The organism is Brachyspira pilosicoli (assembly GCF_036997485.1).
Lineage (GTDB): Bacteria > Spirochaetota > Brachyspiria > Brachyspirales > Brachyspiraceae > Brachyspira > Brachyspira pilosicoli_C.
This window is the reverse complement of the sequence record NZ_JAWLPU010000003.1, coordinates 337599-363539: the sequence shown is the minus strand read 5'-3', so window position 1 is coordinate 363539 and position 25941 is coordinate 337599. Positions and strand designations below refer to the sequence as shown.

Annotated in this window: 27 protein-coding genes and 1 tRNA gene; 17 read left to right on the top strand and 11 right to left on the bottom strand. The window is 27.4% G+C overall.

All coding sequences use genetic code 11. The annotated features are described in order from the left end of the window. Positions 1–3: 3 nt before the first annotated feature. The 4 genes from dhaL to R4I97_RS09580 are packed head-to-tail and all read left to right on the top strand — an operon-like array spanning position 4 to position 4082. Positions 4–621, top strand: coding sequence for a dihydroxyacetone kinase subunit DhaL (dhaL, locus tag R4I97_RS09595; RefSeq protein ID WP_335784820.1), 618 nt, complete (start codon positions 4–6; stop codon positions 619–621). 36 nt (positions 622–657) lie between these two features. Further along, entirely contained in the window at positions 658–1539 is an 882-nt protein-coding gene (locus tag R4I97_RS09590; protein WP_335784819.1) for a nucleoside hydrolase, read from the top strand. 13 nt (positions 1540–1552) lie between these two features. Next, complete coding sequence (locus tag R4I97_RS09585; RefSeq protein WP_335784818.1) at positions 1553–2695, top strand: iron-containing alcohol dehydrogenase; 1143 nt, start codon at positions 1553–1555, stop codon at positions 2693–2695. 40 nt (positions 2696–2735) lie between these two features. Continuing rightward, positions 2736–4082, top strand: a complete 1347-nt coding sequence (locus R4I97_RS09580; RefSeq protein ID WP_335784817.1) for an MFS transporter — start codon at positions 2736–2738, stop codon at positions 4080–4082. Between the two features lie 271 nt (positions 4083–4353). Here R4I97_RS09580 and R4I97_RS09575 read toward each other — a convergent pair whose 3' ends face one another. Beyond that, a complete protein-coding gene (locus R4I97_RS09575; RefSeq protein ID WP_335784816.1) occupies positions 4354–5052 on the bottom strand; it encodes a hypothetical protein in 699 nt (232 codons plus the stop codon). A gap of 356 nt (positions 5053–5408) precedes the next feature. Here R4I97_RS09575 and R4I97_RS09570 point away from each other — a divergent pair, with 356 nt between their 5' ends. The 3 genes from R4I97_RS09570 to R4I97_RS09560 are packed head-to-tail and all read left to right on the top strand — an operon-like array spanning position 5409 to position 9121. Further along, on the top strand, positions 5409–6380 hold the full coding sequence (locus R4I97_RS09570; RefSeq protein ID WP_335784815.1) for a hypothetical protein: 972 nt from the start codon (positions 5409–5411) through the stop codon (positions 6378–6380). 3 nt (positions 6381–6383) lie between these two features. Continuing rightward, positions 6384–7772, top strand: a complete 1389-nt coding sequence (locus R4I97_RS09565) for a TldD/PmbA family protein (protein ID WP_335784814.1) — start codon at positions 6384–6386, stop codon at positions 7770–7772. A 2-nt stretch (positions 7773–7774) separates the two neighbouring features. Further along, on the top strand, positions 7775–9121 hold the full coding sequence (locus R4I97_RS09560; RefSeq protein ID WP_335784813.1) for a TldD/PmbA family protein: 1347 nt from the start codon (positions 7775–7777) through the stop codon (positions 9119–9121). Between the two features lie 397 nt (positions 9122–9518). Here the strand turns inward: R4I97_RS09560 and pgsA are convergent, their stop codons facing one another. The 4 genes from pgsA to R4I97_RS09540 are packed head-to-tail and all read right to left on the bottom strand — an operon-like array spanning position 9519 to position 12785. Beyond that, entirely contained in the window at positions 9519–10076 is a 558-nt protein-coding gene (gene pgsA, locus R4I97_RS09555) for a CDP-diacylglycerol--glycerol-3-phosphate 3-phosphatidyltransferase (protein ID WP_335784812.1), read from the bottom strand. Between the two features lie 29 nt (positions 10077–10105). Next, positions 10106–11098 (bottom strand): DUF4340 domain-containing protein, encoded by a 993-nt coding sequence (locus tag R4I97_RS09550; RefSeq protein WP_335784811.1) that lies wholly within the window; start codon positions 11096–11098, stop codon positions 10106–10108. Positions 11099–11124: 26 nt separating this feature from the next. Beyond that, entirely contained in the window at positions 11125–11847 is a 723-nt protein-coding gene (locus tag R4I97_RS09545) for an ABC transporter permease subunit (protein ID WP_335784810.1), read from the bottom strand. Further along, positions 11847–12785 (bottom strand): ABC transporter ATP-binding protein, encoded by a 939-nt coding sequence (locus R4I97_RS09540; protein WP_335784809.1) that lies wholly within the window; start codon positions 12783–12785, stop codon positions 11847–11849. Before R4I97_RS09540 ends, R4I97_RS09545 begins: the two co-directional genes overlap by 1 nt. A gap of 402 nt (positions 12786–13187) precedes the next feature. On the opposite strand from R4I97_RS09540, the gene R4I97_RS09535 reads away from it, so the two are divergent. After that, on the top strand, positions 13188–13553 hold the full coding sequence (locus R4I97_RS09535; protein WP_335784808.1) for a helix-turn-helix transcriptional regulator: 366 nt from the start codon (positions 13188–13190) through the stop codon (positions 13551–13553). Positions 13554–13614: 61 nt separating this feature from the next. Here R4I97_RS09535 and R4I97_RS09530 read toward each other — a convergent pair whose 3' ends face one another. The 4 genes from R4I97_RS09530 to R4I97_RS09515 form a co-directional block, all read right to left on the bottom strand. Continuing rightward, positions 13615–14655 carry a tetratricopeptide repeat protein gene (locus tag R4I97_RS09530; RefSeq protein ID WP_335784807.1) on the bottom strand — a complete coding sequence of 347 codons (1041 nt, stop codon included), beginning with the start codon at positions 14653–14655 and terminating at the stop codon, positions 13615–13617. An 18-nt stretch (positions 14656–14673) separates the two neighbouring features. After that, positions 14674–15939, bottom strand: a complete 1266-nt coding sequence (locus tag R4I97_RS09525) for a tetratricopeptide repeat protein (RefSeq protein WP_335784806.1) — start codon at positions 15937–15939, stop codon at positions 14674–14676. Positions 15940–16023: 84 nt separating this feature from the next. Beyond that, a complete protein-coding gene (locus R4I97_RS09520) occupies positions 16024–16881 on the bottom strand; it encodes a DUF368 domain-containing protein (RefSeq protein WP_335784805.1) in 858 nt (285 codons plus the stop codon). 94 nt (positions 16882–16975) lie between these two features. Beyond that, positions 16976–17359 carry a RidA family protein gene (locus R4I97_RS09515; RefSeq protein ID WP_335784804.1) on the bottom strand — a complete coding sequence of 128 codons (384 nt, stop codon included), beginning with the start codon at positions 17357–17359 and terminating at the stop codon, positions 16976–16978. Positions 17360–17597: 238 nt separating this feature from the next. Here R4I97_RS09515 and R4I97_RS09510 point away from each other — a divergent pair. The 8 genes from R4I97_RS09510 to R4I97_RS09475 all read left to right on the top strand — a co-directional run bounded on the left by R4I97_RS09510 (position 17598) and on the right by R4I97_RS09475 (position 22463). Further along, positions 17598–17669: transfer RNA gene (locus R4I97_RS09510), tRNA-Gln, on the top strand. Positions 17670–17695: 26 nt separating this feature from the next. After that, positions 17696–18649 (top strand): ribose-phosphate pyrophosphokinase, encoded by a 954-nt coding sequence (locus tag R4I97_RS09505; protein ID WP_335784803.1) that lies wholly within the window; start codon positions 17696–17698, stop codon positions 18647–18649. Positions 18650–18674: 25 nt separating this feature from the next. After that, on the top strand, positions 18675–19271 hold the full coding sequence (locus R4I97_RS09500) for a 50S ribosomal protein L25 (RefSeq protein WP_335784802.1): 597 nt from the start codon (positions 18675–18677) through the stop codon (positions 19269–19271). A gap of 28 nt (positions 19272–19299) precedes the next feature. After that, on the top strand, positions 19300–19899 hold the full coding sequence (gene pth, locus R4I97_RS09495; RefSeq protein WP_335784801.1) for an aminoacyl-tRNA hydrolase: 600 nt from the start codon (positions 19300–19302) through the stop codon (positions 19897–19899). Continuing rightward, the gene (gene pth / locus R4I97_RS09490) at positions 19896–20492 is read left to right on the top strand and encodes an aminoacyl-tRNA hydrolase (protein ID WP_335784800.1); all 597 of its coding nucleotides are present in this window, start codon (positions 19896–19898) and stop codon (positions 20490–20492) included. The genes pth (R4I97_RS09495) and pth (R4I97_RS09490) overlap by 4 nt, the downstream gene beginning before the upstream one ends. After that, positions 20485–20772 carry a putative quinol monooxygenase gene (locus R4I97_RS09485; protein WP_335784799.1) on the top strand — a complete coding sequence of 96 codons (288 nt, stop codon included), beginning with the start codon at positions 20485–20487 and terminating at the stop codon, positions 20770–20772. The genes pth (R4I97_RS09490) and R4I97_RS09485 overlap by 8 nt, the downstream gene beginning before the upstream one ends. A gap of 68 nt (positions 20773–20840) precedes the next feature. Continuing rightward, the gene (recF, locus tag R4I97_RS09480) at positions 20841–21908 is read left to right on the top strand and encodes a DNA replication/repair protein RecF (RefSeq protein WP_335784798.1); all 1068 of its coding nucleotides are present in this window, start codon (positions 20841–20843) and stop codon (positions 21906–21908) included. Between the two features lie 90 nt (positions 21909–21998). After that, entirely contained in the window at positions 21999–22463 is a 465-nt protein-coding gene (locus R4I97_RS09475; RefSeq protein WP_335784797.1) for a PTS glucose transporter subunit IIA, read from the top strand. A gap of 253 nt (positions 22464–22716) precedes the next feature. Here the strand turns inward: R4I97_RS09475 and R4I97_RS09470 are convergent, their stop codons facing one another. After that, positions 22717–24057, bottom strand: coding sequence for a sigma-54 dependent transcriptional regulator (locus R4I97_RS09470; RefSeq protein WP_335784796.1), 1341 nt, complete (start codon positions 24055–24057; stop codon positions 22717–22719). A 3-nt stretch (positions 24058–24060) separates the two neighbouring features. Next, complete coding sequence (locus R4I97_RS09465; protein WP_335784795.1) at positions 24061–25257, bottom strand: sensor histidine kinase; 1197 nt, start codon at positions 25255–25257, stop codon at positions 24061–24063. Positions 25258–25403: 146 nt separating this feature from the next. Here R4I97_RS09465 and def point away from each other — a divergent pair, with 146 nt between their 5' ends. Beyond that, a complete protein-coding gene (gene def / locus R4I97_RS09460; protein ID WP_335784794.1) occupies positions 25404–25937 on the top strand; it encodes a peptide deformylase in 534 nt (177 codons plus the stop codon). The last annotated feature ends 4 nt before the right edge of the window (positions 25938–25941 follow it).

Sequence of the window (25941 nt, the reverse complement as noted above, 5' to 3'; positions counted from 1 at the left end):
ATAATGAACAAGTTCATAGAATTATCTAAAAATTTAGATACAGTATTCAGTGAAAATGCTGAATATTTATGTAAATTAGACTGCGAAGCTGGAGACGGAGACCATGGTTTAACAATTTCAAGAGGTTTCAGAACCGCCTACGAAGAAATAAAAAAATTAGATTCTAATGTAGCAGACAAAGAAGTTGTAAAAAGTATTGGTTATGCCATGTTAGGAAGTATGGGAGGTGCAAGCGGTCCTATATTTAGCACATTATTTATACAAATGGCTATAACATTAAACAATGAACAATTAAATGTCAAAACTTTTAAAGATAGCGTACTAAATACAATTCATGCTATTAATGAAATGGCAAATACTAATAGAGGTGAAAAAACTATGGTAGATGCTTTATATGGAGCAGTTGATGAATTGGAAAAATATAATGGCAATGACCTTGTAGAAGCAATGAATATTGCACAGCAAGGAGCATTAAATGGAGCTAATGCTACTATAAATATGAAAGCCACTAAGGGAAGAGCAAAATTTTTACAAGAACGCAGTATAGGTTTTATGGATGCTGGAAGTTATTCTATATATTTAATTTTTAAAACTATTTATGAAACTTGGAAAAATAATTAAAAAATAATTATATATATATATTTTTTGGAGGTCAAAATGACAAAAGTAATTTTAGATTGTGATAATACAATGGGAGTAAAAAGAAGTGATATTGATGATGGTTTAACATTTGCTTATTTGTATGCTCACAAAGACATTGATTTATTGGGAATAACTTGTACATTCGCCAATAATGCTGAACATGTTGTGTATTATAACACAAAACAAATGTTCGAAGATTTGGATATAACTGATGTGCCTTTTTATAAGGGCGGAAGAACTCCTGAAGATTATAATAGTGAAGCTGTAGATTTTTTAGTAAATACAGTTAATAAGAATAAGGGTGAAATTGTTGTATTGGCTATAGGTTCATTATGTAATATAGCTGGGGCATATACTAAAGACCCTGATTTCTTTAAAAAAATTAAACGCTTGATAATAATGGGAGGAATTTTAGAGCCTTTATATTTGAATGGTGTTCTATTAAATGAATTAAATTTCTCTATAGATTATAAATCAGCAGCTAAAGTAATTTATAATTGCCCTAACCTTTCAATATTAACTTCTCAATGTACTCAAGATGCTATTTATAAATTAGAAGACCTTGAAGGTATGTTGGATATGGATACTAAATTTATGAAATGGAGCAAACCTATATTAGCTGCTTGGATTGATGATATAAATGCTCAGTATGGAAACAGAAAAGTATTCATTAACTGGGATTTATGTACGGCTATATATTTAACAAATCCTGAATTATTTACAACTGAAAATAAACGTATAGTAAAAATAGAAGATAACATGAAAACAGGCTGGCTACAAGTTGATGATGGAAGCAGATCAGATGATGAAGTTAATATTGTAGATATACCAACAAAAATAATTAATTTAGAAAAATTTAATGAATTATTTTATGAAATGATATCCAAGATGAATTAATGGAGAGTTATTTATGTTAGTAAATTTTGAATATTTATTACCTACTAAAATTATTTTTGGTGAAAATAAATATAAAGAAATCAATAAGTATATTAAAGAATTATCACAAAATAATGTTTTATTGGTAACAGATAAGTTTTTACTTAATCAAGCATATACAAATGATATAATAAAATCTAATTCCATAAAGTATATATATTCTGAAGTTACTCCTAACCCAACCAATTTACAAGTTATGGATTTAGCGAAATATATAGAATCTAATAATATAGATACTATTTTAGTTATTGGCGGAGGAAGTTCTATAGATATAGCTAAAGCTGCCTCTGTTGTTGCTAATACTAATACAAATATTACAGAGTATCTTGATTCTAATCCTAATAAATTGGAAATAAAAAAAACAATACCAATAATAGCATTACCTACAACATCAGGAACAGGTTCAGAAGTTTCAAAATATGCTGTTATATCAGATTCAAAAACTCATTTAAAAGATTCTATAACATCTGATTTAATTTGTCCAAAAATAGCTATAGTTGATCCTGTTTTAACTATTGGTATGCCAAGTGCCGTAACTATTTCTACAGGTTTAGATGCTCTTAGTCATGCTTTAGAATCATTAGTTTCTACTATAGAAAATCCGTTTACAAACATTTTAGCTATTAATGCAATAGAATTAATATTTAATAATTTAAATAAGGTTAGATTAAACGGCAATGATTTAGAGGCAAGAAGTAATATGTCTTTTGCTTCTACATTAGCAGGTATTGCCATGAGTCATTGCTGCGGAACTATGGGGCATGCTATGGGCTGTCAATTAACTAGTCAATATAATGTGCCTCATGGATTAGCTTGCGGAGTATTGCAGAAATATGCTTTAGATTATGCGGGAGATAAAAAACATAATTTAAAAATGTTAGTTGATTATTTGGATAAATCAAATTGCAATATTGAAGAGGCAGTTTCTATTTTGCAAAATAAATTAGATGAGTTATTTAATCAATTAGGTATAGAAATGAATCTAAAAGAATATTCTATGACAGATGATGGAATCGAAATTATGACAAAAGATTCTATGAATCATGGATGTATGGGATTAAATCCTGTAAAAATGGATAATAAAGATATAAATAAGGTTTTTCAAAAATTAATGTAATAATTTCATTATTATCATTATGAAAAACAGGGAGAATTTTATGGATAAATTGACTATTAGAGAAAAATTTTTCTTTGGAGTAGGTTCTTTAGGAAAAGATTTATATATGGGCTTTATTTCATATTACTTGATGATATATTTTACTGATGTATTTGGAATAAGTGCTCTTGCTGTTGGAACATTATTTTTTGTTGCTAGATTATGGGATGCTATTAATGACCCTATGATGGGAGTTATAGCAGATAAAACAAATACGCGCTGGGGTAAATATAGACCATATTTATTATTTGTCCCTATATTTGCAGCTATCACATTTACTATGATGCTTATACCTGTAAATATATCTAATGCAGGAAAAATTGTATGGGCTTATATAACATATATAGGTATAGGTATGGCTTATACAGCTTTGGATATACCTATGATGTCAATGGTGCCTACTTTTACAACTGATGATAAAGATAAAACTTCTATATTGGCTTTTCAGAGATGGTTTGCCTTTTTAGCTTTTGTTTTAGCAGCTTCATTAACTATACCTATGGTAGAATCATTAGGAGGAGGAAATGTTGGTAAAGGTTATATGTATTATGGTATAATAGTATCTGTTATATCGTTAATAAGTTCTTGGTTATGTTTTGCTAATGTTAAAGAAAAAAGAGATCTTGGCAAATTACCTGTGAATAAACTTAAAGATTATATTAATATACTTAAAGTTAATAAACCTTTTATGAAAGTTGTTTGGATTAGAATAGCTTATGATTTTGGTATGCAAATGACTTCAGGTGTAACTACATATTGGATTATATATTTCCTAAAAAAACCAGAACTAATACCTTATTTAATGCCTATTACTATGGGATCAGGATTACTTGGTTTTATGTTCCTTCCAAAAATAATTGAAAAATTAGGTAAAAAGACTGTCAGCAATTTAGGTTTTATTGGATTAATTATTAGCTGTTTTATGAAATATTTCTTAGGAAAAAACATTATATTATTGGTTGCTGCTTTAATATTAGCAGGTATAGCTATTTCAGCTCTTAATTTGGCTAATATTTCTATGTTGGCAGATACTGCTGAATATAGTCACTGGAAATTGGGTAAAAGATCAGATTCTCTATTATTTGCTTTGAATACTTTTGCTTATAAAATTGCATTGGCTGTTTCTGGAGGCGTAATAGGATTTGTTTTGGCTATATCTAATTATGTACCTAATGTAGAGCAAACTCCATATACTTTAAAGATGCTCAATTTGATGTTTGGTATTGGACCTGTTATATTCTTAATATTTGGAATGATTTTGGTAAAAAAATATGAAATAACAGAAGAAAAATATGCTCAAATAATTAAAGATATTGAAGCAGGAAAAATAGGCGAATCTAACAATTAAATAAGTTAGTAAAATTATACAATTAGCGGGCAATATATTTTTATATGCCTGCTAATTATATATTATTTATACAGGTCTTTATGCTTAGAAATTCCCTACTCTTTTTTACCGACTAATGAGATTTTGATATTAATATAAAAGAACATTATATACTTCAGATACGCTTTACGAAGAACTACGTTTTTAATAAAACAAATATATTACACTATTTTTAAGTATATTTTTTTACACAATTTCATTTATATAAAATTAAAAACTTGGCTTATGTTTATTAATACTTCGGTCTGGCATTATCATAGCTATCACCAAATTCTATTATAGGTAAATGTATACCAATTTGAACACCTATATCAACCGAAGCTAATTGAGTAGAATATCTATATCCTTCACCTAATGAAGATACATTATCTTTTATCTGATAATATGGTATATCAAAATTAACATAAAATAATAAACTTACTAAAAATAAATTTATACCAGTATAAAGTTTTATATAAGGTATAACTACATTATTAAATCTTGATGATAAAGCCTTATAATCTAATAATATACAATTGTCTCCTGTCCAATATTTACCGGATAAAGGAAATTTAACTCCGCCGCCTATACCTATTTGAAATATTGAAGGTTTCCATTCGAGACTAAGTCCTGTAATAATGCTATCAAATTCATGTGTAAAGTCTTGAGAATTGTTATAAAATTTAAATGTATCTCTATACCAGCCAAAATCTATTCCTAATACTATATAATGTAATTTCTCAATCTTAAAATAAATTGATGGCTGAAATATGACTCCTACTTCAAATGCAGATTCCGCCTGCTCTGTTAAATAGTCTGATAAAAGACCATTTTGATAAAAACTTGGACGGCTTCCTGCCAATGGAATATACAAACTCATTACAAAATTATGTGAATATGCTAATACTGATGTCATTAGAAATATAGTGATTAGTATAATACTTTTTTTCATATTTTCCCTTAAAACTAATAAAATTGTTATGCTATAACAAGATATAATATTTCTTTTTGGTAAAATAAATAGTGAATGAATAAATATTATATATTTTTTAAAATTTAAATATTGCATAAATTAATTGCTTACAATTTTAATAAAGATATTATTAATACTTTTATATTAAAGTCAATATAAAAAACAAGTATTTTTATGTTAGACTATAGTATTTAAATGTACTAATTACATACTATTTATCTATAGTGTTTCTGAAGTTTTATGTCAAGTATAAAATAAAATTATTTTAAATAAGTAACTTTTACAAAAATCAACAGAATATAAAATTGTTAATAAAATTGATTTAATATTTTTTTATGTTAAAATATATTGCTATGAATAGAAACTTTAATATAGAAATTTTTGATAATATAAATATTTTAAAAGAACTTGCTAAAACTTGGAATGTATTTTTACATTTTAGAATATGCTGTGTATCTTTAAAAAACTCTGAATATTTACTTAGTATACTATCTTCTATAGTAGATAAAAATTATAGCTATAAAAATGTGGAAGCCTTATCAAATAACATGATAAAAGAATACAACTCCAAACATGCAGACTTTTATCTTATAAACAAATATATAAATAGAGATTATGATAATAAAGTTCTATCAGAAATAGTAAGCTCTATTGAAGGAAAAGAAGTATATATAACAGAAGATTATAACAAAGACATTGAATATTTATATAATTTAGATTTAGACCCTATATTAAAACTTCTTGTATTTCAAAGAATATCGTATGAGTATTTAAAAGATTATGAAAATTGTATAAACATATTTAAAATAATATTTAATTTATACTCTAAAAGAATAAAATTATTAGATAATCCAATATTATATCCAGATGCTTTTTTTCAAATCAATATGGTAGAACATTTCAATCATGAATCGGTGATAATATATTTAAAATTTTTGAGAGATATTTGTTTGTATGGTATGGAAACTATTAACTTTGTATATGATAATTTAAACATATTAAAAAGCAAATTAGACAAAGATAAAAAATTTAAAAGTATTTTAAAGACAAAATCATTTTTTATAATTTTCATGACGCCGTATATGAAAATAATAGATTTAATGGCACTATTTAAATGGAAAAGAGATAAAGCGGCAAGATTATTATCGAAACTCAAACATGAAGGATTATTTTTTGAATTAAAAGTAAAAAAAGAAAAACTCTATATAAATAAATACCTTATAGACTTATTTGCCAAAGGAAAACATAATAAGCCAGATGATTTCTTATCTAAAAAAATAGCAATTACAAAAATTAAGGAGAGCTAAAAAATGAAATATTTTCAGTTTGACAGCAATTTTTTGCATAGCATTTTGGAGGAGGCTTTAAAAAATGGAGGCGAGTATGCTGATTTATTTTTTGAAGATACTAAGATTAATAATATAAGTTATTTAGATAAAAAAGTTGATGATATGAGTCTTGGCAATAATTATGGTGTTGGGCTTAGGGTAATAGTTGATAAAAAGACAATATATTTATATTCTAATGACACCACTAATGACAGTTTAATAAATTTAGCAAGAAGTGTTTCTTCTATTGTAAAGAATAAAAAACATATAGTAAAAGATTTTATAAAGTCGGAAGAAAAAGATAATCACCCTGTTCATATTAATCCTTTTGATGTTAATTTTGATGAGAAAATAGAAACTCTTTCATATTTGGATAAAACAGCAAGAAATGTATCAGACAAGATAAAGCAGGTAAGTGCAAGATATATGGAAAAAGAGAGAAATATTTTAGTATGTACAAGCAATGGGATATTAAAAGAAGACTCTCAAACATATATAAGACTTGTAATGATGTCTATGGCTTCAGACGGCACTAACACTCAAACTTCAAGTAGAACAAAAGGAGCATTAGATGGTTTTCAGGTAATAAGAGATATTAATTTAGAGAATATGGCTATAGAAACTGCTAACTCTGCAATAAAAATGCTTGATTCAGAATATCCAAAATCTGGAAAGTATCCTGTTGTAATAGACAATGCTTTTGGTGGAGTAATATTTCATGAAGCTTGCGGGCATGCTTTAGAGGCCACTTCTGTTGCTGATAATGCAAGCGTTTTCTGTAATAAATTAGGTGAAAAAATAGCTTCCGATGTTGTTACTGCTATAGATGACGGCACTATAAAAAATGCTTGGGGAAGTTATAATATTGATGATGAAGGCAATGATGCACAGAGAACTGTTTTAATAGAAAATGGAATACTTAAAAGCTATTTGGTTGATGAGCTTGGTTCTATAAAGATGAATCAAAAAGTTACAGGAAGTGCAAGAAGAGAAAGCTACAAATATGCCCCTACTTCAAGAATGAGAAACACTTTTATTGATAAAGGAAACTCTAGTTTTGAAGAGCTTATATCTGGTATAGAGTACGGACTTTATGCTAAAAAGATGGGAGGAGGCTCTGTGGACCCTGCTACTACAGATTATAACTTTGCGGTATCTGAAGGCTATTTAATAGAAAACGGTAAAATCACTAAACCTGTAAGAGGTGCTACACTTATAGGACGCGGTGATGAAACTCTTATGAATATAGAAGCCGTATCATCAAATTTAGAGTTAGCCGACGGAATATGCGGAAGTATTTCTGGAAGTGTGCCTACTACAGTTGGGCAGCCTGCTATTAGAGTAAAAGAGCTTACAGTTGGAGGAAGATAAAAATGGAGAGAAGTGATAAAATAAAAGAGATATTTAATATAATCAAAAATAAATTAGATAATGATTATAAAATAGAAATTTATATGTCTAATAGCGGAGAAGAAGAGTTTACCGTTAGAGAAAGAGATTTAGATAAATATACATTTGCTGAGTCAGGAGGCATTGGTTTAAGGTTAATGAAAAATGGACAAGTGGGAGTAAGCTTTACTGAAAAAATTGACTTTAATGATGAGAACATAAATAATTTAATTAGCAATGCCAAAAACTCTCTTAAATATGCCGCATCAGAACCAGAGTTTAATACTCTTATAGAAGAAAGCGAAGAAAAGTCATATAATTTAATTAATAAAGACATAACTAATTTAACAAACGATGAATTAAAAAAAATATCTCTTTCAATAGAAGATAAAATATATTCATTAGATAAAAGAATTGTAAATGTGCCTTCATGCGGATTGGCGAGATATGATTTTTCTAAACACATTATAAACAGCAATGGAATATGCAAGGAAGAGAAAAAAAATAGTATATCATATTATGCTGAAGTGATAGCAAAAGATTCTAATGCTGTAAAAACTTTTTTTGATGTTTATTCTTCAAAAGATACTAAGTTTGATGTTGATAGTTTTTGCAAAAATATAGTTGATAATGTTGTAAGCAAATTGGAAGCTAAAGAAATTAAAAGTGGAAAATATAAAACTGTTTTTACAAGCAAAGCTATGAGAACAATGATTGGAGCTTATTTATCATTATTTTCTTCTGAGGCAGTGCAAAAACAATTATCTCTGCTTAAAGGCAAATTAAACCAAAAAATAGCAAGCGAAATTATAAACATAAAAGATATTCCAATGTTTGATAAAGGTTTAGCAAATACTAATTTTGACGGAGAAGGCTCTGCTACAAAAGATTTAAACATCATCACAAATGGCATATTAAATAGCTATCTATACAATAATTATACAGCAAGAAAAGAAAACAGAAAAACAACCTCTCATGCATCAAGAGGATTTAAAACTTCTATAGGAATATCATGCCATAACTTAATTTTAGAAAATGGAGAGAATACTCAAGAAGAACTAATATCACAAATAAAAGACGGCATATTAGTAAACTCACTCACAGGTACTCATGCAGGCGTAAACTCTATAAGCGGAGATTTCTCTCTTCAAGCAGAAGGGATAAAAATAGAAAACGGCAAATTATCACACACAGCAAATCCGTTTATAGTATCAGGAAACATATTAGATTTTCTAAACAATATAGAAATGCTTGCAAATGATACCGACTATCATCATTCATCTATATACACACCAAGTGCATTGATAAAAGAGCTATCATTTTCGAGCTAATACTGGAAATTTTTAAATTTTTTATTTTATTCAACTTTTTCTTGTAGCAAAAAGTGCAAATACTACAACTTTATATTTTACAATATATCTTCGATGTAATATAATATCTAAAATTTAACGTACACCTAAAGGTAGATTTTATAAAATGCAGTTCTTTTGGTTCTTTTATACCAATAAAAGAACTGGGGGTGTGGGGGCAAAGCCACCACAAATCACAAACTTAAAAAAATTGTCATATAAGTTTTTTATTTTATTCAACTTTTTCCCGTAGCAAAAAGTTGCAAAAAGTACAAATTATTTCTCTTATTCGTATACATTTCGCGAAAGTGCAAGCTAAAAAAGTAATACTAACTATATTTTACATACTAAATATTAAACTAAAAAACAATACAAATATTTATTTCTTATCAGCTTTTCCTTTAAGAAGCGGCATATAATCAAAAAATGAATATATTGTAATAATTGTTACAACGAGTAAACTATAGTATATTATTTTGTCATAAGGCAAAGCTATAGAAGTATATTTTAGTATCTTTATTAAGAATATTATCACAACAGCAATAGCCCTTGAAGCAGTTTTTAATTTTCCGCTAAACTTGGCAGCAACAGCAAATCCCCTAAGCCCTCCAAGTATCCTTACAAACATAGAAAACATATCCCTATAAAGCGAAATAATATACATCCACATAGGCATAGAGCCCTCATACAAAAATATTGTAAACATAGTAATATGAAAAACAGTATCAGCAAAAGGGTCTAATACTTTGCCCAAATCACTTACTATATTTAATTTTCTCGCTAACATACCGTCTAAAGCATCAGTTATCTCTAATATAATCAAAAATATTAAAGCAAGTATTGCCGTAATGATAGAATTATAAAAATATAAAAATATCACTAACGGAGACAAAATAATTCTGCTAAAGCTAAGTAAATTAGGAATATGTTTTTTCATAATTTTATCCTTAAATTATTTTTATAAAATTATTTTTCTAAACCTTCATATAATTTAAGACTCTCTTCAGAGTTTAATGCTTCTTCATTGTCCTCTACACTATCACTTTTTTCATAATAGTCTTTACTTCTCATAGCCGCATCATATATAGAATAATCAACCTCATAAACTATACCGCTTTTAGGCATTACATATATTCTATCATCTACAGTATAAATTAATTCATAAACTTCTTTAGTGTTATCTTGCATATATATTGTAATAACAGCATCTGGAATTTTAAATAATTGCTTCATCAAATCTTGATCATATACAAAAGCAGATGCCTTCACCAAAGATAAAGCAGTAAAATCTCTATATGCCTTATCTAAATCTGTTTGTTCACCCAAATCATCTACAACCCAATTAGTTCTATTTAGTTTTTTTATTGTATTAGTATAATCTTTAGTAGCGATTTCTACAGTTGTTACAGAATCCAAAACTATAGGGCTTTCAAATATCTCTTTATCTCTTAGCATATCTATTGTTTTTTTAAGAGCCTCTATATAAACATACTCCACGCTAAAATACTCATCATTATACTTCACATAATATCTCTCACCGTCAGGAGTTTTATTTCCAACATATATTTTATGTTCTTTTTTTCCATCCCAAACTGTAAACTCATTAGTTGGGTTATCTAATCCAAAAGAATCAACCTCACTTAAATTTGTTATTATCAAATCTATATTAAGAGTGTTAAAATTCTTAACATTGGCAAAAGCTTCCATTTGATCAACTTTATAATTGTTTTCAGGAGAAGTGATAGTCCAAATATTATTTTTCTTTTCAACTGTGATATCCTGATCATCATATACAAGATGATATTTATTTACATTGGTTTCATTAAGCTCAAAAATCTGAGTTCTTGGTTTGTTTGCTATTAATTGCTGTTTTTTATATTTAGTAGTAAAAAAAGCAGCAAAGCTAATAACAATTAATACCACTAAAAGAATAATTATTTTTTTTAAGTTTTTATTCATAGAGTTTATCCTAATTTTATTTTTTGTTACTTTCTATTTTGAAGAATTATATTTGCTAAATACAAAAATATAGTTGTTACAGAAAGAAAATAAATAATATCTCTTAAATCTATTACCCCTCTTGCAATATTAGCAAAGTGATAATCGCCGCTAATAAATAATATAAAATTAGAAGTATTTGGAAAAAGAAGTCCTAAGAATTTTAATAATATATTAAGAGATATCATTATAGCCAAAGCAACAATCAAAGCTATTATTTGATTTTTTGTAACAGATGAAGCAAATATACCTATAGCACATAAAGCTGATATTAAAAATACACTTCCAACATATCCGCCTATCACAGGACCAATATCTAATCTACCCAAAAAAAGCAAAGTGATAGGGTAAAGTATTGTAGGCACTAAAGCAAAAAGCATAAATACTACAGCAGATAAAAATTTGCCCATTATAATGTCTAATGTAGTTACAGATTGAGTGCTTATTAATTCATAAGAACCGCTTGAAAACTCGCTCGATAATAAGCCCATTGTAATAGGCGGTATTATTAAAGAAAGTATAAAAGGCAAAATTGAAAAATAATCCTGCATATCATTTTGAGATAAAATAAAAAATCTTGAGAAAAAATATATTCCTGAAGCTATTAAAAATATTGCAGAAAATATATATGCTATTGGCGATAAAAAAATATGTCTTAATTCTTTTTTTAATATTATCTTTGTTTTATTAAAAGAAAAAATATTAGTCATCAATTTTCTCCTTTAGTTAAAGTATGGAATACTGTCTCTAAGTTCTCTTTTTCTTTAACAAACTCATATATTATCCAATCTGTACTTTTAATAAATTTATACACTTTTTCAATAGGCTCTTTGTCGGTTGTTTTTATAATAATTGTTTTTATATTATTATCCATTTCTTCAATTAAAGTTATATCTTCAATATTGTCTAAACTATTTAATTTTATTTTTATAGTTTCAAAGCTGTCATTAGTTTTTAGAGAAAGTTTAATAGATGATATTTTATTATCAACACTTAAATGTTTAGGGTCATTATCAGCAATAATACTGCCTTTGTTTATAATAATAGCCCTCGAACAAGTAGCCTCAACCTCGCTTAATATATGAGTAGATATTAAAACAGTTTTTTCTTTTCCAAGTTCTTTAATAAGCTCTCTAATCTCAACAATCTGATTAGGGTCAAGTCCGTTTGTAGGTTCATCTAATATAAGTATTTTAGGGTCATGTATAATAGCACCAGCAAGCCCTACCCTCTGTTTATAACCCTTAGAAAGCTCTCCTATAGGTTTGGATATTACATCTTTAAGAGAACAAGCTTCCACCACATAATTAAGTCTCTCTGATAGTTTATCTCTTTTTAGCTCCTGTATATCTGCCATATAAACTAAATAATCAAAAACACACATATCATTATATAAAGGGGCTGATTCTGGAAGGTATCCTATTATTTTTTTTATCTCTATATCTTTATCTAAAATACTCCTTCCATCTATGATAGCATCTCCGCTTGTAGGAGAAAGGTAAGATGTTAATATTCTTAAAGTTGTGGATTTACCTGCACCATTAGGTCCTAATATACCGACAATCTCTCCAGTTTTTATTTCAAAGCTAATTCCTTTTAAAGCCTGAAAATCATCATAATACTTGGTTAAATTCTTAACAGAAATCATTTATTTATATCCTTAAAAACTTTTATTGAAACAAAAAATTATATCTAAATCATTAAAACCGTATAATCTACAACTAATGAAAAAATATTATAATATAATTAATAGAAAATCTCAACTATAACAAAAAATCTTAAAAAATTAATAAACAGTATCTATTATTATTTATAAGTTTTTTCAATGATTAATAATATCACCTAATCATTACTTTTAAAAACAAATAATATATGAATTGGCTAATAAGAAAAAATATTGATATATGTTTAGTATAATATCAATAAATTATAATTCATTTACAAAAACTAAAAATAGGTATTTTTTTTTATTTTACAACTTATATATTGTTTTTTTAATATTAAAAATTCATATAATATAAAATATTCTATTATAAAAAGGACTTTATATATGGAAAATGAAATCTTATTATATAATTTAGGCTACAATATAAGATTACTTAGAAAAAGCAAAAAGATGACCATAGATACCTTAGCCGAACAAGCAGGTGTTTCTAGTAAATATTTACAAGGAATAGAAGTTGGTAATAGAAACATATCAATAAAAAGATTGAATAAAATAGCAAAAGCTTTGGAAACAACACCAGAAAGTTTATTAACTATAAAAAGCAATAATTTAGAAAATAGAGATGATAAATTATTAAATACATTTGAAAAACTTAAGCATGTAGAATCGAGTAAATTAGATATTATTTCTAATCTAATTGATGATATAAATAAATTAGTAATTTTAGACAATGATAAAAAAAGACCTTAAACAAAAAACTAATTTTGTTATAGGTCTTTTTATTTATCAAAAATTCATTTAACAATTAATATCAATTAATAGCTAATAAAGTTTCTTGTAATGCCGCCATATAATCTTTAGCTCTTGAAACATTCGGATTGTCTGGATAAGTATTAACAAATGTATCTAAAGCTTTATAAGAATCTGAGTATCTTCCAACTTTGAAATACGATAAACCAATATAAAGCAAAGCCTCAGCATCAAGCGTATAAACATTATTCAATCTCACTTTATTAAAATATTCTACAGCCTTATTATAATTCTTTTCATTATAGTAAGACTCTCCAATTTTAAATAAAGCCTCTTCCTGATGTTTAGTTCTAGGGAAAAGAGCAGCTATTTTATTATAATACATTCTTGCCTTAGTATAATTCTTTTCAACATACATTCTATGAGCTATAGCCGGAACCTGAATAAGATAAGTCCTTACAACCTCATTATAATATATACTTGTATGATAATACTTTAAGAAATCTTCATATATTTCAAAAGCTCTATCATATTCATTCATAGCAAAATAAACTCTCGCCCTTCCCAAAACAGCCAACTCACCATCAGATCTTAAAAAATAACTCAAAGCTTCGCCATACTTTTTTTCAAAGAACAACTGATAACCATATTCCATATTAATAGTAGATGCCAAAGATTTATCAGAAGGTTTTAAGTTATTTTGTAATTTAGTAATAATATATTGGTCAGCACTATTTTCTAATCTCGCTATATCAGCATAAGCTATTATAGCATCAAGCTGATAGGCTTCAAAACCTGCACCGTCTATTATTTCAGACAAACGATCTTTAGCTAAATTATAATTCTTCATTTTTTTTAATGAATCAGCTACAAGAAAATAAGATTCAGCCACATTGCTTACAGGTTTTGATCTGCTGTCTATAGATAAGTATTCATTTAGATTATTAATAGCTTCATTATAATTTTCTAATTCATAATATCTTTTTCCTTTCTGGAAATATCTTTCAGGAGAAGACAATACAGAAACTTTAGTGATAAAAACACCTATCAATATAGCTACTACCGTAATAACAGACGCTAAAACTGCTGCGTAAGTTTTCATAATCTCTCCTTTTTTTTATTATAAATCGCTTAAAACCTGATTAATCCAGAAATTAACTTCATTAGGATTAATAGATTTTATTCTTTTCAATGTATCTAAAGCATTCTTTTTTCTTCCAGCATTCTTATAAGACTTACCAAGCAACAAATTAATATCATAATACAAAGCACTATCAACTTTTTTTCTTGATATAGGCTCTAAAATTGAAATGGCTCCGCTATAATTATTAGCGCTAAATTGAGCTAAAGCCCTCTGATACTCAGAACTATATCTCTGATACTCTGTTGGGGTTGTTTTTTTAGTATTATCTTTTTTTATCTCTACATTAACTATATTCTCATTTTTATCATTTGTAAAACTAGTAACCTTTAATTCATTAGTAACGTTTTCAATCATACGGCTTTGATTTGTAAAATCATTAGTATTCAAATCATTAGTATTAATTTCATTAGTCAATGAATCATTAGTAGGATTAATTATATATATTTTAGTAGTATTATAGTAATTAGTATAATTATTAGTAAGATTATAATAATTAGTATAGTTATAATAATTAGTAGTAAAAACTATTCCTCTATTTGAATCTATTTTATTTGTAGTATAGTATAGGTCAACATAGTTAGTAGGAGGCAATATGCTATAATTGCTGTCAAATAAATTAGTATTAGGATAATAACTTAAAAAATCATTACTGTTTACTATATTTGTAATCATATCATTTGTAAAGTAAGTGTTATTAGTATCAAAATCATTAGTAATAATATCGTTGGTAATAATTTCATTAGTTATATCCATTTCAAAATTAGTCATATCATTTTTAAAAGGATCATAATATTCAAACGGCATTAAATCCATATTTTCTGTAGCAGTATAAAAATTAATATTATCTATATACGATATTACAGCATAATAATATTTATCATATTTAGGCAAATTATCATAAATAGTATATGTAGTAGAAGCATTAGTTGCTTTTGTTGAAGCTACTACTTTTGCATTAGTAAGAACTACTTTGCTTAATATAGGGTCTTCGCTTCTATAAACATAATACATCAAATTAGGATGATATATACCAACCCAGCTTACTTCCACTTTATTTTCTTCTATATGTTTAATATTAAGTTTAGTTACAAGTCTTCGAGAGTTAGGCAAATCATTATAATTTTCCATACTAATTCTATCAGAAGATGTCTGAGCAATCAAGCTAGTGTATAAGTATATAAAAGCTACTAATACTAAAGTTAATAATAGATATAATTTATTGTTATTTAATCTTCTCATCATTATTATCCTCTTTGTACTACTACAATACTCGGATGCATATATAATAAATTTTAACTATAGCCTATAAAAAATAAATAAAAAACATTATATTTTTTCCATAATCATAGCAATTAAAAAACCAAAGCACATAGATAAAACTGTTGCTGTAAGCATTCCCAAACTCAATGTTGTGATATTAGGCCATAAACTTAAAAAAGATACTACTATGATACCAAGCACAAAACCAAATAATATAGATTTATGTTTTTGTATAACAATAGTAACGAGTTTAGATATAGTAAAAATTCCTATAGCAACTCCAAGACCTAAAAATATCAATGGATATACATTAGCAAAATTTTTCGTAAGAGTAGATACAAGATTAGATACATTCTCATACTCACCCAATATCAATAAAAGTAAAGAACCTGATATTCCCGGTATCACCATAGCAACAGCAGCAGCTATACCGCATAAAAATAACTTAATTCCATAAAATATAGAAAAATCTCCAGTATATGTAGTCTCTCCGGCAGGCTTATTAATATCAAAATAAACAAATATTGCCATTATAAAAGCACCTATAAAAAAAGATATAAATACTTTAAAATCAAATTTATCTATAGTCTTAGTAACAAATGGGAAAGAACCAAGTATAAGCCCCACAAAAAATATCTTAGTAGGTATAGGATAGTATTGAAATAAATAATTAATAATATTTAGAAAAAGAACTATAGAAATACCAGCCCCCAAAAAAACAGGCACTAATATTTTTAAGCTCTCTCCCACTTCTTTCCATTTTAATTTAATAATTGCAGTAGGCAAAGCAGATATAGCATAAGTAAGGTTTTCATATATTCCAAGCACAAATGCTATAGTTCCACCAGAAACACCAGGTATAGCATTAGCAACACCTATAGCCATACCTTTAATAAGATAAGATATATAATTTCTTATGTTCATTTTTTTCTCTTTATTTAGATTTTTAATTTATTTTTTAATTAAAGGGCTTAAATAAATAAGCCATGCATAAAAACACATGGCTTTAAAATTCAAATTATTCTATAACAGCTATAATTTCAACTTCTACCAAAGCGTCTTTAGGTAAAGCCTTAACAGCTACAGTGCTTCTTGCAGGAGGGTTTTCTGTAAAATATTTAGCATATACTTCATTGAAAGCAGCAAAATTAGCCATATCGCTTAAGAAACAAGTAGTTTTAATAACATTAGCAAAAGTTAAATTTTCAGATTCCAATAAACCTTTAATATTTTCCATTACTCTTTCTGTTTGTGCTTGAATATTATTTTCTGCCATAGCACCGCTAACAGGGTCTAAAGGTATTTGACCTGAAGCAAATATAAAATTTCCGCTTTTAACAGCTTGAGAATAAGGTCCTATAGCTTGCGGTGCTTTATGAGTTTTTATTATTTTTTTCTCCATAAAAAATTCTCCTTTTTATATTATTATTTTAATTATATCAGCATTTTATTTCATGAATTATAATAATTTTTTACAAAATATCAAGCAAATAATGTAAAACTTTATATATTTTATACAAAATAAAGTAAAATAAAATAAAAAATATATTTAATAAATAATATAAAAATACTCTTGACAATTTTTTATTATGTAGTATAATTCGGTACTCATAAGCTTTTAGAAATAAAAAAATCGATACTGGGGTGTCGTCAAGCGGTAAGACAAGTGGTTTTGGTCCATTTATTCGGGGGTTCGAATCCTCCCACCCCAACTTTTCTTTAATTATGGTTGTTAATTATGGGTATAGAAGAAGAAATATTAGTTTTAAGCGGTACAGCTAACCCTCAGCTCGCTAAAGATGTCGTTGATAATTTGGGTATTAGATTAGGTAATATGCAAATACGCAAATTTGCTGACGGTGAAACCTTCGTACAAATAGAAGAAACTGCAAGAAATAAAGATACATACATAATTCAGCCTACAGGAAGACCTTCCAGCAATGAAAGTTGGATGGAATTATTTTGTGTAATAGATGCTTTAAAAAGGGCTAGCGCTAAAAGAATTACTGCCGTTATTCCTTATTATGGTTATTCTAGGCAAGATAGAAAAAATGAACCAAGAGTACCTATTACTGCTAAATTAGTAGCTAACCTCTTACAGGCTTCCGGAGTTCATAGAGTTTTAGCTCTTGATTTACATGCCGCTCAGATACAAGGCTTTTTTGATATACCTGTAGATCACATGCTTTCTAAAAATGTTTTCTTAGATAAAATAAGAAAAGATTTAGATATATCAAATGCTATGGTTGTCTCTCCTGATATAGGCGGTGTAGGAAGGGCAAGATTTATAGCAAAAACTCTTAACCTCGATATAGCTATTATAGACAAAAGAAGAGATAGAGCTAATGAATGCGAAGTTATGAATGTTATTGGTAATGTAGAAGGTAAAGATGCTATCATTATAGATGATATTATTGATACAGGCGGAACATTACTTAAAGGTATTGCAGCACTTAAAAAAGCTGGTATGAGAAAAATATATATCTTTATAACTCATGCAGTATGTTCAGGCGATGCCTATGAAAGAATTAATGCAAGCGAAGTAGAAAAACTTTATATTACTGATAGCTTAAAAGTAATGACAGACAGATTAGGCAGCAAAATAGAAGTTCTTTCTGTTGCTCCTGTTATTGCTAATGCTATTAAATATATACATTTAGAACGTTCTATAAGCGTTTTATTTGATCAGTAAATATTATTTTTTGAAGGAAATTAAAATGAGTGAAAATTACACTATTAAAGCTTTACAAAGAGACACTACTAAAAAAAGCGTCGGCCGTAAATTAATTAATGACGGATATGCTTTAGCTACACTTTATGGAAGAGGTAAAGAGTATGCTATTGCTGTAGAATTAAAAGAATTCGTAAAAATATTCTCTTTGGCTGGACAGCATGATATTATTACTTTAGATATTGAAAACGATAAAGCAAGAGAAGTTTTAGTAAAAGACTATCAGCTCGATGGTATCAAAAGAACTATCAGACATATAGATTTTTATGAGATAGACAGAAGCAAAAAAATCAAAACTTTCGTACCTATTCGCATTGAAGGTATACCTGAAGGTGTTCGTTTAGGCGGCGGTACATTAGAGCAAGTTGAATACGAATTGCCTATAAAAGCTTTCCCTGCTTCTATACCTAGAGAAATCACTATTGATGTTACTGAACTTAAAGTTGGAAGCAGTTTGCATATAAGTGATATCAAATTCCCAGAAGGTGTAGACCCTGTAGGTGATGCTTCTAAAGCTGTTGTTACTGTTGTTACTACACAAGAAGAAGATACTCCTAACAAAGGTGCTGCTGCTGAAGCATAATAATAAAGTTATAGGATAATCTTATTTTATGATGAAATTAGTTATGGGACTTGGCAATCCTGGTAGTGAATATCAAAATCATAGACATAATGTTGGTTATATGATACTCGATAAGGTTGCCAAGAAACTTAATGTAGAATTGGATATTAAAAAAAAGAAAACCGTATTTGGTAAAGCTAAGTATGGTAAAATTGAATATCTTCTCTTAAAACCGCAAACTTTTATGAATCTTTCTGGAGAAGCTGCTTTATATATGGCTAGCTTTATGAAGATTGCTGTTGATGATATTATTGTTATATATGATGATATGAATATACCTGTAGGCGAGTTTAAACTTGTAGTTGCTAAAACCGATGCTGATGAAAATGATGATGAAGAAAAAGAAGGGCCTATAAAACATAACGGTATAAAAAGCATAGAAGATTCGTTAAAAAGTAATAATTTCACTAGAGTTGGTATTGGAATAGGTACACCTGCTGAAGGTCAGGAAATAGCAGATTTTGTACTTGCTCCTTTCACAAAAGATGAAAGAAAAAAAATAAAAGATATTACCGATGATGTAGTTGATGCTATATGTAAGGTTTTATTTGAATCTAATAATAAAACATCTAAAAAGAAGTATCTATGACTAAGCTTATAATTGGACTTGGTAATCCAGGCGAAGAATATAAAAATCATAGACATAATATAGGATTTATTATTATTGATAAATTAGCACAAAATCTCTCTCTAAAATTCGATAACAACAAAAAAAAATCTTTATTCACAAGAACAAAACTTAATAGCACAGATTTGATACTATTAAAACCTCAAACTTTCATGAATCTATCTGGAGAATCTGCTGTTTATATATCTAAATTCTTTAACGTAAAACCAGAAGATATAATAGTAGTATATGATGATATGGATATACCATTTGGAACTTTCAGAATAAAAAAAGGAGGAAGTTCTGGAGGGCATAATGGTATAAAAAGTTTAATAGCACAGTTACAAACTGATGATTTTATAAGGGTGAGAGTTGGTATAGGAAGACCGAGTTTCGGAAAAAAGGTTAATGATTATGTTTTATCTTCTTTTAGTAAAAGTGAAAGAGAGAATATTGATAATGATTTGGGGGCAAATGTAATAGAAGCTATAAAGACTATATTATTTGAATCATACACTATAGCACAAAATAAATATAATAAAAGAATTAATAGTAAGGATATAAATAATGATTAAAATTATAGCTAAAAATTATATAAAAAATGATAAAAAAGAGAGATTTTTAAAATTAGCTAAAGAGTTAATAATAGAAAGCAGAAAAGAAGAGGGATGCATAGCTTATGATATTTATGAGAGCATAGATGGAAGATCTTTAACTTTTATAGAAGAGTGGAAAGATGAAGAGGCTATAAAATCTCATAATAACAGCAACCATTTTAAAACAATAGTGCCTAAATTAGCTGAATTTATTGACGGCGAAATGGATGTAAGTTTATATAAAAAAATAGATTTATAATAAAAAAATTAAATATCTTAAAACTTTTAGAGTTATAGTGTATAAATTATTATATTTTAAGGATATTTATGATACTCAAAGAACTAACTTTACGTTCTTTTAGAAATTATGATGAAAATACATTTGAGTTTTCAAAACATATTAATATACTATATGGAATAAATGGATGCGGTAAAACTAATATATTAGAAGCTATATATATTCTTGGAAACGGCATATCATTTAGAACTCGCTTAGACAGAGAATTAATAAAATATGGAAATGATAATTATTTTTTAAGAGGTATATTCAAAGAAGATGATTTGAATTATGATACTAATATAGAAATAGTATATCAAAAAAAAACAAAAAAAGTATTTATTAATAAAAAGGAAATTCCTTCAAGAAAAAATTTAATAGGCAAAATACTTTATGTAATATTTCTTCCAAATGATACTGACATGGTAACACAAGAGCCTAAACTTAGAAGAGATTATTTTAATATGCTCATATCAAGCATTTCAAATGAATATCTTTTATCGCTCATAAAATATAATAAACTTCTAAAAATGAGAAATATTTATCTAACAACAAGTCCAAATGATGCTCATATTTATAATGATGATATAGCAAAATTATCTTTATATATTGCAAATGAAAACAAAAAATATTCTATGCTTTTAGAAGAGAAAATGAATGAAATATATAGAACTATTTTTAAAAATGATAATCCTTACAAAATAAAATATTTATCCACTATAGAAGATATAGAAAATGAAAATGAGTATGTAAAAAAATTAGAAAACACTATAAAAGAGCAAATAAAAATGCGTACAACATACTTCGGCATACATAGAGCTGAGTATCAATTTTTTTACAAAGATTCTCTATCAAGAAAATTTTCATCTCAAGGCGAAAAGAGAATGCTAACACTTATAATGAAGCTTGCAAGTGAAAAGATATTATATGAATACAGAAAAAAATCCCCAATACTATTAATAGATGATGCTATGCTTGAACTTGATAATATTAAAAGAGAAAGTATTTTAGAATATATAAAAACATTAGGACAAGTATTCATCACAGTTACTGAAAAAGAGAAGTTATCAAAATTTGAAGAGAGCAGAGTTTTTGATATCGTTAATATAAGAAATTAAATTTATAATATTATTTAATAAATTTCTTTACATTATAATTGTTTATGTTAAACTTACTACAAATAATCAATAAAAATGGAGTGTTATATTATGGGATTATTCTCTAAAAAAATTCAAATAAAAGCACCTATCAAAGGAAAATTAATTGATATCACAGAAGTAAAAGATGAAGCCTTTTCAAGCAAAGCACTTGGAGATGGGATGGCTATTATACCTTCTGAAGGTAAAGTATATTCTCCTGTAGATGGTGAAATTATTACTATGATAGATACAAATCACGCTATAGGTTTATTATCCGGAGGAGTCGAAATATTAATACATATAGGAATGGACACTGTAAGACTTGGAGGTAAATATTTCAAGGCTTATGTTAAAGAAGGAGATAAAGTAAAAGCAGGTACTTTACTTATAGAGTTTGAAAAAGAAGAAGTTGAAAAAGAATATGATATAACATCTCCTATAATAATGTCAAATTACAGCGAATTAAAATCTCTCACAAAAACAGACCCAAGAGAAGTAAGCACAAGCGATATTATAATGACAGCTGTGAAATAATTTTTAAAGAAATAAAATTATAAGGGGCTTAAAAAAGTCCCTTTTATTATATAATTTTTTTTAATTTTAATTATTGCGGTGGCTAGCCCCCGCACCCCCACTTCTTTTGTTGCCACAAAGAAGCAAAAAGGCTAGATTTAATACTATTTTATACTTACACTTTAGCAAAGCGTACTCGTAGGTAAAAACTTTCTACTGTGGGAAAAAGTTGAATAAAACCAAATTTATATAACAAAATCTAGCTATATACCAATTAATCAACATTATAATCTTTAAGCTTCCTGTAAAGCGTTGCACGCTCTATACCTAAAATCTTTGCTACTTGTGCTTTATTAAAATTGTTTTTGCTTAAAAGATGATTTATATATTTTTTTTCAAGCTCTTCTAATGTCATCTCTTTATCTATTACAAAATCATCACCTCCAGAGCTTAATACCCAATTAGGAATATTGCTTTCATCTATCTTTCCGTCTTTAGACATCACAACCATAGTTTCAACTGTATTTCTAAGCTCACGTACATTACCTTCCCATTGTAAAGAAGATAATAACTTATATACTTTTTTATCAACATTAGTAATCTCTATATTATGAACCTGAGAAAACTCTTTAATAAAATTATCTATAAGCAAAGGTATATCCTCTCTTCGTTCTCTAAGAGGAGGCATCTCTATTTTTATAACATTAAGCCTATAATATAAATCTTCTCTAAACCTACCCTCTTTTATTTCTTCAGATAATTTTTTATTTGTAGCAGCAATCACCCTAATATCAACATTAATAGGTGTATTAGAACCTACCCTCTCTATAACCCTCTCTTCAAGCACTCTCAAAAGCTTTACCTGAACAACCTGATTAATCTCCCCTATCTCATCTAAAAATATAGTGCCTTTATTGGCAGCCTCAAACCTACCTATTTTTTTGTCTATTGCCCCAGTAAAAGAACCTTTCTCATGCCCAAAAAGCTCACTCTCTAAAACACCCTCAGAAAGTGCCGCACAATTCACCGTAATATACGGCTGTTTGGCTCTGTCTGATATTTGATGAATTGCATTGGCAACTAATTCTTTACCTGTTCCGCTTTCGCCTTCTATAAGTACAGTAGCCTTTGTTCTTGCAACCTGTTTTATTGCTTCATACACTTTAAGCATCTTACTGCTGTGGCCTATCATTCCATAAAAACTTTCATGATAGTCCACTCTTTTTTCTAATGTTTCATTTGTCTTTTTTATGTTTTTGTTTTCTAATGCCCTCGCTATAATAAGAAGCATCTTGTCAATATTAAAAGGCTTAGTCATAAAATCATAAGCACCAAGACGCATCATATCAACTGCAGTTTCTATATTGCCGTGCCCTGTAAGTATTATAACAGGTATATGCTTATCAAACTCTAATATATCATGCAAAAACTCTTCACCAGTCTTTTCAGGCATTTTTAAGTCTGTGATAACTAAATCAATTCCGCCTTTGTAAACTGTCTCTATTCCTTTCTCACCGTTCTCAGCAGTAACTACCTCGTATCCCTCATACTCTAAAGACTTCTTTATACCGTCTCTTATGTTTTTCTCATCGTCTATAACTAATATCTTAGGCATAAATTAAAAATCACTCTCCAAAAATTTTTGATTCTCAAGCATCAAAGGAAGTTTTATAATAGCCTCGCTTCCAACTCCATATTTGCTCTCTATATTAAAACTGCCATTATGTGCCTCTATTATTCGTATAACATTCGTAAGCCCTAAACCTGTACCGTTTCTTTTGGTTGTAAAGTATGGCTCGTATATTTTTGACAACTCTTCTTCTTTTATACCAATGCCTGTATCTTTGATTGATATTACAGCATTATTGTCTAATAATTTTAACTTTATCAATATATTTTTTTCATCCAATTTAAACTCTTTATGATTTTTCTTTTCAATAATGGAATCTATAGAGTTTTGTATTATGTTAATTAAACATTGCTTTATATATCTTTCATCTATTTTTAAAATTAAATTCTCTATATCAAATTTTATGTCTATTTTTATATCATTATTTTCTATTTCATATTTTAAAAAATCAACAGTAGAAATTATTAAAGAGTTTATGTTAACATCTTCCAAATTAAGCACCAATTTACGAACAGAAAATAAAAATGAATTAATAGTGTCTTCAAGCCTACTAATCTCTTCTTTAATGATATTACAATAATCCTTAAACTCATTATAACACTGACAATCATTATCCATATTTTTTTTAATAATTTTTTCTATCAACTGCACATATATAGAAATAGAACCGAGAGGGTTTTTTATTTCATGGGCAACACCAGCCGCAAGCGTTGTAAAAGAGGCTAATTGTTCTGCACGTTTGAGTTTCTGAGCACTTTCATAACTTTTTGTAATATCAAATATTTTTATTAAAGTGCCTATAATTACTCCAGAATCTCCAAGAGGCAAAATATCTATTTGAAGCATTCTATCATTTTTATCATCTTTTATAATTTTTGTATCTGTGTTATTTGCTTCTAATAGCTCTAATATTAATCTTCCTATATTCGTGTTATTTATACATTTTGAAATTGCCTTATCTTCAGAGTTTCTTGGTATAGATAACAAAAAACATGCTTTTTTATTTATACCTTGAATTATACCGTTTATATCTATTGCTATTATGCCTTCTTCTAAATTCTCTATTATTATATTTTGAGAATTTGAAAGTAAAGCTAATCTTTCAATTATTCTTTTCTTTTCTATATCCGAAACTTTATCGAAGTTTTTTATTATCTTATCAAAAAATTGATTTCTTCTATTCATTCTAAAAGTATAATAAAAAAACAAAAAACTTCAATACTAATATTTAATTAGAATATTAATTTTTACCACTTGAATAAAAAGTTTATTATTATATAATAACTATTATTAATAGAAGAAGCGGATTTTACGAGGAGTATAAAAAATATATGATTAGAGAATTAGTGATTTATGGAGATGAGAGATTAAAAGAGAAATCATCTTATGTTGAAAATGTAGATGAAGAGATTTTAGCTTTAATAGATGATATGTTTGAAACTATGTATAAAGCTAATGGTGTTGGGCTTGCTGCGGTGCAGGTTGGAATATTAAAAAGAGTAATAGTAATATCTGTACCAGATTTTGATGATGAAACTAAAGCAGATTTTAAGTTGGCTTTAATTAACCCTGAAATAATTTGGCATGGTGAGGAGACTGAAATATTAGAAGAGGGCTGTTTATCTTTTCCTAAAATAAGCGATGAGGTTGCAAGATATAAAGAAATAAAAGTAAAATATATAGACACAGAAAATAAAGAACAAATATTAGAAGCTAAAGATTATATAGCTAAAGTTCTTCAGCATGAAATAGACCATACTAATGGAATTACTTTTATAGATAGACTTGAATCATATCAAAAAAGAAGATTAAAAAAAGAGCTAAAAGAACTTAGAATCACTCATAAAAAAACTGTTTCTGCATAATATA

Coding starts and splice junctions, on each gene's coding strand:
- R4I97_RS09540 (WP_335784809.1), bottom strand. CDS start 12,785: ATGATTTCTGTTAAGAATTTAACCAAGTATTATGATGATTTTCAGGCT.
- pth (WP_335784800.1), top strand. CDS start 19,896: ATGACTAAGCTTATAATTGGACTTGGTAATCCAGGCGAAGAATATAAA.
- R4I97_RS09485 (WP_335784799.1), top strand. CDS start 20,485: ATGATTAAAATTATAGCTAAAAATTATATAAAAAATGATAAAAAAGAG.
- dhaL (WP_335784820.1), top strand. CDS start 4: ATGAACAAGTTCATAGAATTATCTAAAAATTTAGATACAGTATTCAGT.
- R4I97_RS09535 (WP_335784808.1), top strand. CDS start 13,188: ATGGAAAATGAAATCTTATTATATAATTTAGGCTACAATATAAGATTA.
- R4I97_RS09560 (WP_335784813.1), top strand. CDS start 7,775: ATGGAGAGAAGTGATAAAATAAAAGAGATATTTAATATAATCAAAAAT.
- R4I97_RS09520 (WP_335784805.1), bottom strand. CDS start 16,881: ATGAACATAAGAAATTATATATCTTATCTTATTAAAGGTATGGCTATA.
- R4I97_RS09550 (WP_335784811.1), bottom strand. CDS start 11,098: ATGAATAAAAACTTAAAAAAAATAATTATTCTTTTAGTGGTATTAATT.
- R4I97_RS09590 (WP_335784819.1), top strand. CDS start 658: ATGACAAAAGTAATTTTAGATTGTGATAATACAATGGGAGTAAAAAGA.
- recF (WP_335784798.1), top strand. CDS start 20,841: ATGATACTCAAAGAACTAACTTTACGTTCTTTTAGAAATTATGATGAA.
- pth (WP_335784801.1), top strand. CDS start 19,300: ATGATGAAATTAGTTATGGGACTTGGCAATCCTGGTAGTGAATATCAA.
- R4I97_RS09565 (WP_335784814.1), top strand. CDS start 6,384: ATGAAATATTTTCAGTTTGACAGCAATTTTTTGCATAGCATTTTGGAG.
- R4I97_RS09585 (WP_335784818.1), top strand. CDS start 1,553: ATGTTAGTAAATTTTGAATATTTATTACCTACTAAAATTATTTTTGGT.
- R4I97_RS09570 (WP_335784815.1), top strand. CDS start 5,409: ATGTTAAAATATATTGCTATGAATAGAAACTTTAATATAGAAATTTTT.
- R4I97_RS09515 (WP_335784804.1), bottom strand. CDS start 17,359: ATGGAGAAAAAAATAATAAAAACTCATAAAGCACCGCAAGCTATAGGA.
- def (WP_335784794.1), top strand. CDS start 25,404: ATGATTAGAGAATTAGTGATTTATGGAGATGAGAGATTAAAAGAGAAA.
- pgsA (WP_335784812.1), bottom strand. CDS start 10,076: ATGAAAAAACATATTCCTAATTTACTTAGCTTTAGCAGAATTATTTTG.
- R4I97_RS09545 (WP_335784810.1), bottom strand. CDS start 11,847: ATGACTAATATTTTTTCTTTTAATAAAACAAAGATAATATTAAAAAAA.
- R4I97_RS09530 (WP_335784807.1), bottom strand. CDS start 14,655: ATGAAAACTTACGCAGCAGTTTTAGCGTCTGTTATTACGGTAGTAGCT.
- R4I97_RS09580 (WP_335784817.1), top strand. CDS start 2,736: ATGGATAAATTGACTATTAGAGAAAAATTTTTCTTTGGAGTAGGTTCT.
- R4I97_RS09575 (WP_335784816.1), bottom strand. CDS start 5,052: ATGAAAAAAAGTATTATACTAATCACTATATTTCTAATGACATCAGTA.
- R4I97_RS09470 (WP_335784796.1), bottom strand. CDS start 24,057: ATGCCTAAGATATTAGTTATAGACGATGAGAAAAACATAAGAGACGGT.
- R4I97_RS09475 (WP_335784797.1), top strand. CDS start 21,999: ATGGGATTATTCTCTAAAAAAATTCAAATAAAAGCACCTATCAAAGGA.
- R4I97_RS09500 (WP_335784802.1), top strand. CDS start 18,675: ATGAGTGAAAATTACACTATTAAAGCTTTACAAAGAGACACTACTAAA.
- R4I97_RS09525 (WP_335784806.1), bottom strand. CDS start 15,939: ATGATGAGAAGATTAAATAACAATAAATTATATCTATTATTAACTTTA.
- R4I97_RS09465 (WP_335784795.1), bottom strand. CDS start 25,257: ATGAATAGAAGAAATCAATTTTTTGATAAGATAATAAAAAACTTCGAT.
- R4I97_RS09505 (WP_335784803.1), top strand. CDS start 17,696: ATGGGTATAGAAGAAGAAATATTAGTTTTAAGCGGTACAGCTAACCCT.